This window comes from Streptomyces dengpaensis, assembly GCF_002946835.1.
GTDB lineage: Bacteria > Actinomycetota > Actinomycetes > Streptomycetales > Streptomycetaceae > Streptomyces > Streptomyces dengpaensis.
This window is the reverse complement of record NZ_CP026652.1, coordinates 6,588,520-6,600,938: the sequence shown is the minus strand read 5'-3', so window position 1 is coordinate 6,600,938 and position 12,419 is coordinate 6,588,520. Positions and strand designations below refer to the sequence as shown.

At 70.8% G+C, this 12,419-nt stretch carries 15 protein-coding genes and 2 pseudogenes; 4 read left to right on the top strand and 13 right to left on the bottom strand.

Going from position 1 to position 12,419, the window contains the following annotated elements:
* Nucleotides 1–21: 21 nt before the first annotated feature.
* Nucleotides 22–975 carry an endonuclease/exonuclease/phosphatase family protein gene (locus C4B68_RS30385; protein ID WP_099505059.1) on the top strand — a complete coding sequence of 318 codons (954 nt, stop codon included), beginning with the start codon at nucleotides 22–24 and terminating at the stop codon, nucleotides 973–975.
* 120 nt (nucleotides 976–1,095) lie between these two features.
* Nucleotides 1,096–1,800 (top strand): hypothetical protein, encoded by a 705-nt coding sequence (locus C4B68_RS44870; RefSeq protein ID WP_167459195.1) that lies wholly within the window; start codon nucleotides 1,096–1,098, stop codon nucleotides 1,798–1,800.
* A 635-nt stretch (nucleotides 1,801–2,435) separates the two neighbouring features.
* On the opposite strand, the gene C4B68_RS30375 is transcribed toward C4B68_RS44870, so the two are convergent.
* The 6 genes and pseudogenes from C4B68_RS30375 to C4B68_RS30350 form a co-directional block, all read right to left on the bottom strand.
* Nucleotides 2,436–3,167, bottom strand: coding sequence for a DUF7873 family protein (locus C4B68_RS30375; RefSeq protein WP_099505060.1), 732 nt, complete (start codon nucleotides 3,165–3,167; stop codon nucleotides 2,436–2,438).
* 81 nt (nucleotides 3,168–3,248) lie between these two features.
* Nucleotides 3,249–3,644, bottom strand: coding sequence for a hypothetical protein (locus tag C4B68_RS30370; RefSeq protein WP_099505061.1), 396 nt, complete (start codon nucleotides 3,642–3,644; stop codon nucleotides 3,249–3,251).
* 24 nt (nucleotides 3,645–3,668) lie between these two features.
* Nucleotides 3,669–4,132 (bottom strand): annotated as a pseudogene (locus tag C4B68_RS43635) (nucleotidyltransferase domain-containing protein); the annotation flags it as partial.
* 1 nt (nucleotide 4,133) lies between these two features.
* Nucleotides 4,134–4,289: pseudogene (locus C4B68_RS44865) on the bottom strand (cytosine permease); the annotation flags it as partial.
* A gap of 33 nt (nucleotides 4,290–4,322) precedes the next feature.
* Nucleotides 4,323–5,285 carry a prolyl aminopeptidase gene (gene pip, locus C4B68_RS30355; protein WP_099505062.1) on the bottom strand — a complete coding sequence of 321 codons (963 nt, stop codon included), beginning with the start codon at nucleotides 5,283–5,285 and terminating at the stop codon, nucleotides 4,323–4,325.
* Between the two features lie 18 nt (nucleotides 5,286–5,303).
* Nucleotides 5,304–6,065: a uracil-DNA glycosylase gene (locus C4B68_RS30350; protein ID WP_099505063.1), complete on the bottom strand. Its 762-nt coding sequence runs from the start codon at nucleotides 6,063–6,065 to the stop codon at nucleotides 5,304–5,306.
* Between the two features lie 113 nt (nucleotides 6,066–6,178).
* Here C4B68_RS30350 and C4B68_RS30345 point away from each other — a divergent pair, with 113 nt between their 5' ends.
* Nucleotides 6,179–6,736: an RNA-binding S4 domain-containing protein gene (locus C4B68_RS30345; RefSeq protein ID WP_240634529.1), complete on the top strand. Its 558-nt coding sequence runs from the start codon at nucleotides 6,179–6,181 to the stop codon at nucleotides 6,734–6,736.
* A 111-nt stretch (nucleotides 6,737–6,847) separates the two neighbouring features.
* Here the strand turns inward: C4B68_RS30345 and C4B68_RS30340 are convergent, their stop codons facing one another.
* The 3 genes from C4B68_RS30340 to C4B68_RS30330 all read right to left on the bottom strand — a co-directional run bounded on the left by C4B68_RS30340 (nucleotide 6,848) and on the right by C4B68_RS30330 (nucleotide 9,190).
* Complete coding sequence (locus C4B68_RS30340) at nucleotides 6,848–7,291, bottom strand: DoxX family protein (RefSeq protein WP_099505064.1); 444 nt, start codon at nucleotides 7,289–7,291, stop codon at nucleotides 6,848–6,850.
* A 184-nt stretch (nucleotides 7,292–7,475) separates the two neighbouring features.
* Nucleotides 7,476–8,171 carry a class I SAM-dependent methyltransferase gene (locus tag C4B68_RS30335; RefSeq protein ID WP_099505065.1) on the bottom strand — a complete coding sequence of 232 codons (696 nt, stop codon included), beginning with the start codon at nucleotides 8,169–8,171 and terminating at the stop codon, nucleotides 7,476–7,478.
* 119 nt (nucleotides 8,172–8,290) lie between these two features.
* A complete protein-coding gene (locus C4B68_RS30330; RefSeq protein ID WP_099505079.1) occupies nucleotides 8,291–9,190 on the bottom strand; it encodes an acyltransferase domain-containing protein in 900 nt (299 codons plus the stop codon).
* Between the two features lie 180 nt (nucleotides 9,191–9,370).
* On the opposite strand from C4B68_RS30330, the gene C4B68_RS30325 reads away from it, so the two are divergent.
* The gene (locus C4B68_RS30325; RefSeq protein ID WP_099505080.1) at nucleotides 9,371–9,673 is read left to right on the top strand and encodes a DUF6343 family protein; all 303 of its coding nucleotides are present in this window, start codon (nucleotides 9,371–9,373) and stop codon (nucleotides 9,671–9,673) included.
* Nucleotides 9,674–9,721: 48 nt separating this feature from the next.
* Here the strand turns inward: C4B68_RS30325 and C4B68_RS30320 are convergent, their stop codons facing one another.
* The 4 genes from C4B68_RS30320 to C4B68_RS30305 form a co-directional block, all read right to left on the bottom strand.
* A complete protein-coding gene (locus tag C4B68_RS30320; RefSeq protein ID WP_099505066.1) occupies nucleotides 9,722–10,102 on the bottom strand; it encodes a tetratricopeptide repeat protein in 381 nt (126 codons plus the stop codon).
* A gap of 110 nt (nucleotides 10,103–10,212) precedes the next feature.
* Nucleotides 10,213–10,599: a DUF3592 domain-containing protein gene (locus C4B68_RS30315; protein WP_099505067.1), complete on the bottom strand. Its 387-nt coding sequence runs from the start codon at nucleotides 10,597–10,599 to the stop codon at nucleotides 10,213–10,215.
* Nucleotides 10,600–10,627: 28 nt separating this feature from the next.
* Entirely contained in the window at nucleotides 10,628–11,233 is a 606-nt protein-coding gene (coaE, locus tag C4B68_RS30310) for a dephospho-CoA kinase (RefSeq protein ID WP_099505068.1), read from the bottom strand.
* Between the two features lie 91 nt (nucleotides 11,234–11,324).
* The gene (locus C4B68_RS30305) at nucleotides 11,325–12,263 is read right to left on the bottom strand and encodes a PAC2 family protein (protein ID WP_099505069.1); all 939 of its coding nucleotides are present in this window, start codon (nucleotides 12,261–12,263) and stop codon (nucleotides 11,325–11,327) included.
* Nucleotides 12,264–12,419: the final 156 nt, after the last annotated feature.

Genomic DNA, 12,419 nt, shown 5'->3' with positions numbered 1-12,419 from the left:
CGCCTTCTGGAAGGAGCCGGCATGCTGCTCGGCACCTGGAACCTGGAGAACCTGTACCGGCCCGGCGGCCCCTTCGGGCCGAAGGACAAGGCCGCGTACGAGACGAAGCTCGCCGCCCTGGCCGCCGTCATCACCGAACTCGACCCGACACTGCTGGGCGTGCAGGAGGTCGGGGACCCGGACGCGCTCGCGGACCTGGCCGGAATGCTGGACGGTGACTGGCAGGTCACGCTCTCCGCTCACCCGGACGACCGCGGGATCAGGGTCGGCTTCCTCAGCCGCGTCGTCCCGCAGGTGCTCGCCGATACCCATGCCTTCCACGAACTGCTGCGCCCCGTCCAGGCCGACGACACCGGTGCCACCGTGTCACGCGCGGGCCGCGGCTTCCTGGCGGTGGAGATAGCCACCCGCGCCCTGACGCTCAAGGTGGCGGTCTGCCACCTCAAGTCGAAGCTGCTGTCCTACCCCGGCGGGCGCTTCCAACCGCGCGACGAGGGCGAGCGGGCCCGCTACGGCGCGTACGCCCTGTACCGGCGGGCCGCCGAGGCGACGGCGCTGCGCGCGCTGGCCGACGACCTCCTGGCCGGTGAGGGTCGTACCCGCGACGTGGCGGTGCTCGGCGACCTCAACGACGAGGTGCGGGCCGCGACCACCCAGATCCTGCTCGGCCCGCCCGGCTCCGAGATCGGCACGCCGGGGTACGACAATCCCGACTCGGGCGACGCGACGCGCCTGTGGAACGTGGCCCCGCTCATCCCGGCCGACCAGCGCTTCTCCCGCATCAACTCGGGGCGCCACGAACTGATCGACCACATCCTGGTCAGCCATCGCCTGGTCCACCGTGTGACCGCCGCGGGCACCGGACTGCCCGGCACGGAGCAGCCGCTCCTGCCGTCGGTGGGTGCGGACCCGGGCGAGCGGCGCGGGGCGGAGGGGTCGGACCATGCGCCGGTGTGGGTACGGGTGCAGCCGTAACGGACGGACAGCGGCGGGGAGCCGCCGCGGCCCCTCCGCGGTCCGCGCGGGCACGGCCTCGCCGGCCCAGGCCAGCGCGGTCGCCGCCTCGGCGAGCGGCAACGCGGCGGCGTACTGCGCGTGCAGCCGCCGCTCGGCCGCGGAACTGGCGTACCGCCGCAGCCGGGGCCCGGCGAGCGCGTCCTGCGCGTGATCGAGGGCGGCGGTCAGCGCGACGCGCCGCGCGGTCGCGTCGGGTCCGCCCGCCGCGTCGAGCAACGCGGCGATCGCCTCGTACACGGCACCGACGGCAGCCCGCTCTCCGTCGAACCGGTAGTCACCGGTGGCGACCCGGGACGTCGGCAGAGCGAGCCGCAGCGCGAGCAGCCACCCGGCCCCGGCGAGAAAGAAGGCCGCGCGCTGCCACCCGGGCTCGGGGAACGGCATTCCGGCCCCGATGGCGGCGCCGACGAGCAGATGCGTACCCGCTCCGCTCGCGACGGGCCCGACGGCACTGACGGCTCCGGCGACGAGCCCGAGTCCGGTGAGGAGGAGAGTGAGCACGACAGCACCGATGTGCTGTCCGGCGTACGACCCGACGAGCAGCCCTCCGGCCCCGGCGAGCGCGGGCACCCCGAGCCGCTTCACGGCCGTCCGCCGGCTCCCGGGCCGGTCATTGATCCCGGCGAGCATGGCCCCGATGGCGGCGACGACTCCGAGGGAGGGCCGCCCGGCCAGCACGGCCGCGAGCAGCAGCGGCCCGGCGGCCAGCGCTCCCCGCAGGACCGCGTTCCACGGCACGGGCTCGCGCCGCGCTCGCAGGGCGTGGGCGAGCCAGGGCGGTAGGGCGACACTGGGGAGTGGCACGGGGCTCCTGTCGGGCGAGGGCGGGCGGGATGCCTTCGGGCGACGTCGGCCGGGCTCTTGTCGTACCCAGGGTAGATCGCGTTGCTGGAAAGAAGGCAACGCGGAGATTTCCGCGATGTGACACGTGCCGGGAATGCGGTGTTCTTTATGACCGCAACCGGGACCGTGATGGCTCTGACCTCAATCGGGCCCGTGATGACTCTGACCGCAATCGAAGCCCTGCTTACTCAACCGGAGCCCTGGTTAATTCTGAACGCGGAGCGGGCCCGAGGGCGTAGCCGGCCCCCGGACCCTGTGATGCCACCCACTGCACACGCCGGCACGCTTGAGAACCCAGGTCAGTCGTTATGTCGCCGCGTCCTGCCTTTGGACCACCACGCATCGAGCTGCGCGGGCTGGACTTGAACCAGCATTTCGACGCACCGGGGCCTGGGCCCGGTCGATCCGGCGATCGGCGGCGAATACTGAGTCTGGAGCAAGAGTCTGAGATTGAAAGCGGCTGGTTCTGAGTCCTGGCCGCTCCGTCACGACAAGCTTCAGCTTCAGCTTGCGCTCCTCGCGCACCCCGGCCGTGTTGCGTGGTGGCCGGGGAGTTCCAGAGGCTACCTGGGGACCTACCCGAACAGGTAGCCGAAAACAGCATCTCCCACATGCTGGTCGACGACGTCCACGCCGTTGGCTTCTTCCCGCGCGAACTTGACGGCCTGCTGCACCTTCTCGACACGGTCGAGAAGTTCATTGACGCGCCGCGCGGGCAGGGCCCCGGAGAACTTCACGGTCGTCCAGTACCCCACCGGAACGTCCTCGTAGTACACCTCGACCTGAGCCGGATGCTTGTCGGTGGCCTCGGCCTTCACATGATTCCGGGGCACCTTCTTCGTACGCAGCGTCCGTACGGGCTCGGTCTTCCAGGCGTCGGTGGACGGATCCTGAACCCACGACTCCGACGCATCGAGCACGGGCAACTTCCGCACAAAGGTGTTGAGATCGGTGAGCTGCTTCTCAAGAAACAGCAGATACGACACCGGCACATCAGCGACGAGCACCCGCCCGTCCACTTTCACATCCGCGCGGGCCGTGCAGTTGGCCCAGTCCTTGGTGGCAGTCACATCAAACAGCCGCGTCAACGTCCGCGCCGTCTCCCGCAACACATCCTCAGCCTGCACCTGCACCCGAGTCGACTCGGGCGGCAACTGCTCACCCTCCTCGTCCTTGGGCTGATACGTCCGCGAGATACCAGCCAGCAACGCGGGCTTCTGCAGCCCATGATGAGCGGCCGTCAGGTCCTGATGAGACTTGGACTTGACGCCCTTCTCCACTGCGATGATCTGATTGAGTTTCGCCACGCGAGCGACGTTAGCAGCGCCAACCGCACTCGCTCGAAGGATTATTCGGATGCCCCACCCGATCCGATGGCCGGACGGACGTCACACGGTTCGGCTCGCGTCTCCCCGTCCGGTCCACACGCCGCGCATGAGCGCGCGCCCTTCGCTCGGTGCGGGCAGTCGCCGGAAGCTGTTTGAGCGCTCCCGGTGTATGGAGTCGATCCCGTAGCGATGCAAGAGTTCTATGTCCTCGCGTTCCGGCGGCTCGGGGAACAGCGCCGCAAGGCATTGGGCGGGTACGGGACTGTGCGGTGCGTAGTCGAGGAGCTGCGCCAGAGCCTGCCGTACGTGGCCGTGGGTCGGAGGTTGAGCGCGCTGGTCGGCCGCGAGCAGCCTGTCGTGGCGCGGCACCGTGAAGTCCACCTGGCGGTCGACGGTGTCCGCCCAGTGGCGTCGCGTCTCTGGATGTCCGTACGACGGGGAGATGAGCACCCGCACGCTTTGATCTCCGTTCGTTTTCGTTCAAAGACCCCTGGCCTGAGCCGGTCCCCGTGACTCGAATAGCGTCTGAGCCGCCGTGAGCGCTTGGGACAGTTGGTCTGGGGATGATCCCGTGGACAGGGACTCGATGACGTCGTCAATGGTTCGCAGTTCCGCGCGCTCCAGCAACCGCTTCTCGTTCGTGACCCACTCCCCCCGCGCCGCCAGCACCGCGTGCCCCATCTGCATGGCGCCGTGGCGATGGCTCCCGCCACCTCCGTGAGGCGACCGGCCGGCGCGTGGTTGGCCTTCGCGTACGCGAGGGTCGCGCGGGCAGCGCCGTGCCAGCGTTCGCAGGCTGCCAGGCGGAGTTTCTCCGGGTAGGTCTTGGGGCGAGGCAGGTCACCCCGTAGGACCTGGTTGATGGCGAGTTCGGCGACGACGAGGTAGCTCGGGATGCCGGCGAGGTGGAAGAGGAGGGGCTCCACGCGGAAGCGGCGAGGTTCCAGGGGTCACGACCAGTGCGGCGACCGTGCTGATCATGCCGCCGACCTTGAAGGTGATCTTCTGCGGCCAGACGTTGGCGAGGTCGTACGCCGGGGAGACGAAGTTGGCGACGATGTTGACGCCCATGGTGGCGATGGCGAAGGCCAGGGCGCCGAGGGGCGAAGGCGACGAGACCCCCGAGCAACTCGCCTAGCGGGTCGCGTACTTGTCGGTGGCCGCCACCAGTACGTCCACCATGCCCGGCGCCCCCGCGTTGTGGCCCGCGTCGTCGACGACGGCCAACTCGCTGCCGGGCCAGGCGTGATGGAGGCGCCAGACGATGCCCAGCAGATTCCCGAGGTCGAGGCTGCCCTGGACCAGCGTGCCGGGGATGCCCTTGAGGAGAGGCACGTCCCGCAGGACGACACCCTCGTCGTTCCCTTCCCCCAGGAAGTGGTCGTTGCCCCAGTAGTGCGTGACCGTGCGGGCGAAGCCCATGCGGAAGGCCGGGTCCTCGTAGCGCTCCACCGACCGCGGCGGCGCGGGAATGATCGCGGTCTCCCAGTCGGTCCAGGCGCGCGCCGCCCGTGCCCGCACCTCCGGGTCGGGCGACTCGAGCAGCCGGTTGTACGCGGCCGCGGGGTTCCCGTCGCGCTCGTCCTCGGGCAGCTCGGCAAGGAACCGCTCGAAGGCCTCGGGGAAGATCCGCCCAAGTCCCCTGGTCAGCATGGACACTTCGGCATTCGATCCGGTGGTAACGCCTGTCAGCACCAGCTCGGACACGGCGTCCGGATGCGTCTGCGCGTACCGCAGCCCCAGCGCCGAACCCCATGACACTCCCCACACCAGCCACCGGCCGATGCCCAAGTGGCCGCGCAGCAGCTCCAGATCCCGGATCAGATGGGCCGTCGTATTGACGCTCATGTCCGTCCCGTACGCGCTCGCGCGCGGTGTGGAGCGTCCGCAGCCGCGCTGGTCGAGCAGGACGATGCGGTACGCCGCCGGGTCGAAGTAACGGCGGAAGCCCGCGCCGCACCCCGAGCCGGGGCCGCCGTGCAGCATGACGGCGGGCTTTCCCTTCGGATTCCCGCAGACCTCCCAGTACACGCGGTTGCCGACCCCGACATCGAGCATTCCGTGGTCGTACGGTTCGATCTCCGGATACAGGCCCATGGCGCGAGGCTAACCCGCCTACGGCCGCGTCGTCAGCCCTGCCGCCCGGGCCGCCGTGCGCAGCACGTCCCGCAGCATGGCGGGGGTCAGCCGCCCGGTGAAGGTGTTGCGCTGGCTGACGTGGAAACACCCGAAGAGCTCGACGGATCCGAACGCATCCGCCGCGGCCGTATCGGCCCCGGCAGCCTCCCGCCGGAGCGTGACCCGCGCCCCGTGCGCGAACACGGGCCTCGGCCGGGGCACCGCCCACCCCGCCTCGGCGAAGGCGGGCAGCGCGGCCTGCCAGCCGAAGGCCCCGAGGACCACCACCGCCCGCAGCGAGGGCCGCAGCAGCTCCAACTCCCGTACGAGCCACGGGCGGCACATGTCCCGCTCCTCGGGCGTCGGCTTGTTGGCGGGCGGAGCGCAGTGCACGGGTGAGGTGACGCGTACGCCGTACAGCTCCAGGCCGTCGTCCGCGCTCACCGAGGTTCGCCGCGACGCCAGCCCCACGTCGTGCAGCGCCGCGTAGAGCACGTCCCCTGACCGGTCTCCCGTGAACATCCGCCCGGTCCGGTTTCCCCCGTGGGCGGCGGGGGCGAGTCCGACGATGAGCAGCGAGGCGTCGGCCGGTCCGAAGCCGGGGACCGGGCGGCCCCAGTACGTCTGGCCGGCGAAGGCGGCGCGCTTGGTGCGGGCCACTTCCTCACGCCAGGCGACGAGACGCGGACAGGCCCGGCACCCGGTGATCCGCGCGTCCAGTTCGGCGAGCCCCCTGCCGTCCAGGCCGCTGCTGTCCATGCCTCCACCGTACGGCCGTGCCATCCGGCCGGTACGCCCGCGTCGGTCCTGGTGAGGTCGGTACGACGGAAAATCCGCCCGGGCCGGCCGACAGGGAGTACTAAGGTCGAGGTATGGCTTCTGAGGGTACGGACGGGGACAAGAAGGACGCGAGTGGCGGCGGCCGGGGCTCCGGCGACGCGGCGGCCGCGGCCGAGTCCGCCGGTCCGGCGCGCGGCGAAAGCGTGCGGGTCGACAGCTGGATCTGGTCCGTACGTCTCGTCAAGACCCGCTCGATGGGCGCCACCGCCTGCAAGGGCGGGCATGTCCGGGTGAACGGCGAGCGCGTCAAGCCCGCGCACGCCGTGCGCGTCGGCGACGAGGTGCGGCTGCGGCACGAGGGCCGGGAGCGGGTCGTCGTCGTGAAGCGCCTGATCCGCAAGCGGGTCGGTGCGCCCGTCGCCGTCGAGTGCTACGTCGACAACAGTCCGCCGCCTCCGCCGCGCGAGGCCGTCGCCCCCGCGGGCATCCGCGACCGGGGTGCGGGGCGCCCGACCAAGCGGGACCGGCGCGAGCTGGAGCGCTTGCGCGGGCTTGCCGCCGGCACCCCTGGCTTCTCCAGCGCCACCGGCGGCTCCCGCGGCGCCAGCGGCTCCGGTCAGGAGCGGGGTCACGGGACCTCCGGCACCTGACCTTCCAGGAGGCTCGTGCGCTGTCCCTCCGTACGACGTCCGGGGCTCCCCTCCGTACGACGTCCGGGGCTCCCCCAGCCGCAAGAGGGAGCCCTTCGTCGCGTACGACCGTCACGCCCGTCGGCGTACCAGGCGGAGCAGTTGAGTGGTGTGGCTGCGCCTGGCCCACGCGATCAGGGCGAGCGGCAGGATCAGCACGAGCGGGGTCGCCACGTACGGGCCGTGGATGACGGTGACGTTGGCTATGAACGCACCGACCATCAGCGCGCTGAGCGCCACCGCCGCCACGGAGTCCAGCAATGGGACCAACAGGGCGATGCCCCCTGCTAGTTCGAGCGCGCCGATGATGTACATGCCCGTGTGGCCCCAGCCGAGCTTGTCGAAGCCCTCCGCCGCCGACGGGTGTGCGATCAGCTTGGGGAAAGCGCTCGCGATCGCGTAGAAGAGGCCGAGGACGATCTGCAGCGCGGTGAGTGAGATGCGGGCGCGGCGGGTGCGGGGGGTGCCGGCGGCGACTCGGGGGGCGGAGGTGGTGGGGAGGGTGGTCTCGGACATGGGGGTCTCCTGAGTCAGCGGTCGCTGTTGCTTTCACAGAGGTAGACCACGTGGGTGTGCGGAACTCATCGGCGTGGCCCCGCCATTGTTTTCGCCCCCTCCGCCCCTTCCCGTCCCGTACCTGGGGGCTCCGCCCCCAGACCCCCGTGTCGCGCTCCGCGCTCTTCGTCAAACGCCGGACGGGCTATGAATCGGTCCTCACCGCCCTCACCCACACCCCGTCCTCCGTCAGATACCGGTCCACCCTCAACCCCGCCTCCGCCAGCGCCCCCTCGAACTCGTCCTTCGTCAACGGGCGGGAGAGGAAGGTCTGGGTCCAGGTGGCGTCCGGGAACTCGTACTCCGCGTAGACCGAGTTCACCCCGTCGCCCACCGGCTCCGCAGAGACGATGCGTGCGGTGAAGCCGGAGGGGTCGACCCGTTCGCGAGGCACGTTCGTGTGCCAGTCCTCGCCCTCGCGTTGGATCAGCACGCAGCCGTCGTCGGCGACATGGCGGGCGCACGTCTTCAGCAGTGCTCGCCGTGCCGCTATGTCACCGGTGTGCACGAGGAACGACGCGAGCATCACCACGTCGAACGTCTCGCCCAGGTCCACGTCCTCGATCGTGCTGCGTATGGTGCGCGCCCCGCGGACGCGCACCAGCATCTCGGCCGACTCGTCCACGGCTGTGACCGTGAACCCGCGCTCCAGGAGGGGGTGGGTCATGCGGCCGGCCCCGCTGCCCAGTTCCAGGATGTGCGCGCCCGCGGGCACCGCCGCGGTGATGATGTCCGGCTCGTCCTTGACGGGCAGGCGTGCGTAGAGCTCGACCGCGCAGCCGTCCGGTGTGATGGCACCGGGTCCGGTTCCCTCGTGTCCCTGACGCTTCTCGATCCTCATACCCGTCCAACGGGCCGCCCTCGCAAGCCCGTTCCCGCCTTCCACCACTCGTTCGAGTGATGTGGTGGGTGAGCATCAGCCGGGCTTCGGAGTCCGCCCGGGTATCGGAGACCGTACCGTCACAGCGCGAACCAACCCTGCCCTCCGTACCAGTGGCCGCCCGCGCGCAGATGGTCCCCCACCGCCCGCTCGACGCTGCTGCGCCGCGGCAGTTGCTCCACCGGCAGCTCCGGATCGCCGAAGACGAAGCCGACGGGCACTCCGTCGTCGGGGGTCTTCTCCTCGTACGCGGCCTCGAAGCGGTCCTGGAAGCGGATGATGTTGGAGTCGGCGGACAGATACCGCTTGAGCTGCGGGTCGAGCAGCCAGGAGCGGCAGGTGGCGACCTCGTAGCGCTCGTCGGGGTAGTGGCGGGCGAAGAACTCCCGTGCCCGCGCGAGCGAACGGTCGCAGGCGGTGGGCGTCAGGGGGCCTCGGAAGTCGGTTATGTGCAGGCTCAGGCAGGGGTCGCCGGGGCCCAGGCCCAGGCCGGCCGCCGCGACGGCCTGGCCCGTGCGCCGGCCGAGCCGTGCCCGCTGGAACTGCAGTCGGCCGAGCTGGAACAGCTCACCGTGGAAGTGCAGGGCGATCCACCAGGGGAACAGCAGTCCGGGCGAGCCGACCCGTCTGTGGTGCACGGCCACATGCCGGCCGAGGTCGGCGAGGGTGCGCCGGGACACCTCCTCGGGGATGCCGCGCTCACGGTGATACGCGCGCACGTAGGGAAGCGCCGCGATGAAGACGTACACGGGGAAGCAGCGTCCGAGCGCCCCCGTCGACACGGGGAACACGGGCGGCTCCCAGGCCTTTCCCGTCTCCCCCATGTCCCGTATGAAGCGGCCGACGCAGCGTGCGAGGAGCGTCATCGCCTCCGGGTCCGCCGCCAAACGGTCGCGCAGCGCGACGAGTTCATTGATGTGCTCATGGGCCACGGCCAGGTCGAGCAGGACGTCCGGCAGCTCGTCCGCGTCCGGAAGCACCGCTTCCACCCGGGGCGTGCCCTCGCCCTCCAGGTCCCTCAGCCACTCCGCGAACTTCGCGTCCGCCCGCAGCGCCTCCAGCAGCACCGTAGCCTCCCCCGTCGGTCGTCGGTCCGACCGCTCTCCCTTGGTGAACGTGCACCACGAAGAGTACGTTTCCCAGTAGGAGTAGTGATCCTGATGCGTACGGGCAGTGAACCGACGACAGCGCGCAGTGCTCTGCGGATGCGCTTCTGGCTGAGTGTCTGGGGCCTGATCTGGACGATCGCCGGGACGGTGGCGTTCTCCCTGGCGGGGCGGCCCGGATGGGCGGCCGCCTGCGGCGCGCTGTGGCTGATCGTCACCGTGGACATGGCCATGATCCTGCGGCACATCCGCCAGGGGCCGCACTACCAGCCGGGCCGCGACGTCCCGCCGTACGAGCCGCTGGAGCCGCCGCAGTCGCGGCCTCCGTACCGGCCGCCGCAGCATCGCCGTCCCTGACCCACCACAACCAGGGCCCTGCGACAGCTACGACAGCCACAACAGGCCTTACGCGTCGAAGCGCGCCGCTTCCAGGTACTGCGGCTTCGGGTCGAGCGCCGCCGCCAGTCTGAAGTGCCGCTTCGCCTGCTCGGGGCGGCGTTGGCGCTCATAGGTGCGGGCGAGCGCGAAGTGCGCGAACGCGTTGTCCGGCTCGCGCTCCAGCACGATCGTGAACTCCAGCTCGGCGGGGCGCAGTTGCGCGGCGGCAAAGAAGGCACGCGCGCGCAGCAGCCGTGCCGCCGTGTTCTCCGGATGCGCGGCGATGACTGAGTCGAGCAGCTTCACCGCGCCCCGCGGGTCCCGCGCGGCAAGCAGTCGCTCGGCGGCACGGAAGTCGATGACATGCGTCTCCGGAGTACGTCCGGTTGAACCGCTGGTCTCGGGCACGGCTGAGTCCTTCCCTCACTGCAGCGGTTCAACGCCCCGATCAGGGGCCCCTATTCCATGGTCGTTCCACCGTCGTCGTCACCGGCGCACACGCGTGGTCCTCGGGTCCGTCATCGAGGGCCGAACACCGCGAGCGCGATCTCCAGCACGATCAGCGCCGCGCCGACCACCACGAAAGCCCGGTCCGATGCGGCGCGCTCGCTGCCGAGCAGCACCGTCTCGCGGGGATCGTCGACGTCGTAGAACAGGCGTATGTGACCGCCCTCGGTGAGCGGTCGGCGACGGCTGCGCGGCACCGGCGAGACGACCTCGACGACGCGTCCGTCCGCCGTCTCGAACTGCAGCAGCGGCCGCTCCGACCCCGGCTGCGGCGGCTTCACCAGCGCCTCGGTCACCCGTCCCGCCGCGCGGATGCGCCGCGTCTGCCGCAGGCCGTACGCCCCTGCCAGCAGGGCCACCAGACCGCCCAGGGCGGTCAACGCCGCGAGTACGACCACGCTCCCCGCCCTCTCTCGCCCGCTTCTGTCAGGCCTTCCGAGACGCCCGCCGCACGAGATCCGCCCAAACGTCCCGGACGCGCCGCTCCAGTTCCTCCAGGGGTACGTCATTGTCGATGACGACGTCCGCGATCTCCAGGCGCTTCTCACGCGGGGCCTGGACGGCCATCCGCGCGCGGGCGTCCTCTTCGGTCATGCCCCGCAGCCGTATGAGCCGGTCGAGCTGGGTCGCGGGACTGGCGTCGACGACGATCACGAGGTCGTACAGCGGCGCCAGACCGTTCTCCGCGAGGAGCGGAACGTCGTGGATGACGACGGCGTCCTCGGAGGCGGCGTCTTCGAGCGCGCGGGAGCGGGCGCCCACCAAGGGGTGCACGATCGAGTTCAGGACGGCGAGCTTCTCGGGGTCGGCGAACACGATCGAGCCCAGCTTGGGCCGGTCCAGGCTGCCGTCCGGTGCGAGCACGTCCTCGCCGAAGGCCTCGACGACCGCCGCGAGCCCGGGAGTTCCGGGCGCGACGACTTCCCGCGCGATCCTGTCCGCGTCGATCAGCACCGCGCCGTGCTCGACGAGCAGCCGCGACACTTCGCTCTTGCCGGCGCCGATCCCACCGGTCAGGCCTACCTTCAGCATGCCCAGCAGCTTAGGGGCTGCCACTGACAGGCCCTCCGACAGGAGCCCCCGGCTCTGCGCCAGGGCTCCCGAGTCGACAGGGAAATCCGGGCTAGGCGTCGCCTTCACGCTCCGCCAGGAAGCGTTCGAACTCCCGGCCGATCTCGTCCGCCGACGGGATGTCCACCGGCTCCGCGAGCATGTTGCCCCGCGTCTCGGCGCCCGCCAGGGCGTCGTACTGGTGCTCGAGGCCCTGGACGAGGGCGACGAGCTCTTCGTCGCCCTCCTGGATCTGCCGGTCGATCTCCGTCTGCGTGCGGCGCGCATCGTTGCGCAGGGAGTGCGCGATGCCGGGGACGACCAGGCCGGTGGCGGCCGTGATGGACTCCAGGACGGTCAGCGCGGCGTCCGGGTACGGAGAGCGGGCGATGTAGTGCGGCACGTGCGCCGCGATGCCCAGGACGTCGTGTCCGGCCTCCATGAGGCGGTACTGGACAAGGGACTCGGCGCTTCCGGGTACCTGCGCCTCGTCGAAGGGGCTGTGGTGGCCGGGCACCAGCTCGCTGCGGTTGCCGTGCGGGGTGAGACCCACGGGGCGGGTGTGCGGGACGCCCATGGGGATGCCGGAGAAGTTCACGGAGAGACGGACGCCGAGCCGTTCCACGATCTGCTGGACGGCGGCGGCGAAGCGCTCCCACTCGACGTCCGGCTCGGGGCCGGAGAGCAGCAGGAAGGGCGCGCCCGTGGCGTCCTGCACGAGGCGCACCTCGATGGCGGGCTCTTCGTAGTCGGTCCAGCGGTCGCGCTTGAACGTCAGCAGCGGGCGGCGGGCCCGGTAGTCCACGAGCCGGTCGTGGTCGAAGCGGGCCACGACCTGGTGGGGCAGCGAGTCGAGCAGCCGGTCGACGATCTGGTCGCCGGTTTCGCCCGCGTCGATGTATCCGTCGAAGTGGTAGAGCATGACAAGACCGGCCGACTCCTGGGCAAGCGCCACGTCGACAACGGCCAAGCCCTTCGGCTCCCATGCGTACAAACCCTGCGGATCAAGCACTGTGACCGCTCCTCCTCGTGTTCGTCCTCCACAACGCGGTGCGGAGCGCGGTCATTCCCGCCCCGCGCTCCGCACCGCCACCTCTCAGCGACTTTCCAGCCACCACGAACGGCTGCGAGGACGACCGCACTTCGCGGTGCGGTATCGCATCTCCTG

Coding starts and splice junctions, on each gene's coding strand:
- C4B68_RS30385 (WP_099505059.1), top strand. CDS start 22: ATGCTGCTCGGCACCTGGAACCTGGAGAACCTGTACCGGCCCGGCGGC.
- pip (WP_099505062.1), bottom strand. CDS start 5,285: ATGGGCCTGTATCCGGAGATCGAACCGTACGACCACGGAATGCTCGAT.
- C4B68_RS30350 (WP_099505063.1), bottom strand. CDS start 6,065: ATGGACAGCAGCGGCCTGGACGGCAGGGGGCTCGCCGAACTGGACGCG.
- C4B68_RS30345 (WP_240634529.1), top strand. CDS start 6,179: ATGGCTTCTGAGGGTACGGACGGGGACAAGAAGGACGCGAGTGGCGGC.
- C4B68_RS30340 (WP_099505064.1), bottom strand. CDS start 7,291: ATGTCCGAGACCACCCTCCCCACCACCTCCGCCCCCCGAGTCGCCGCC.
- C4B68_RS30335 (WP_099505065.1), bottom strand. CDS start 8,171: ATGAGGATCGAGAAGCGTCAGGGACACGAGGGAACCGGACCCGGTGCC.
- C4B68_RS30325 (WP_099505080.1), top strand. CDS start 9,371: ATGCGTACGGGCAGTGAACCGACGACAGCGCGCAGTGCTCTGCGGATG.
- coaE (WP_099505068.1), bottom strand. CDS start 11,233: ATGCTGAAGGTAGGCCTGACCGGTGGGATCGGCGCCGGCAAGAGCGAA.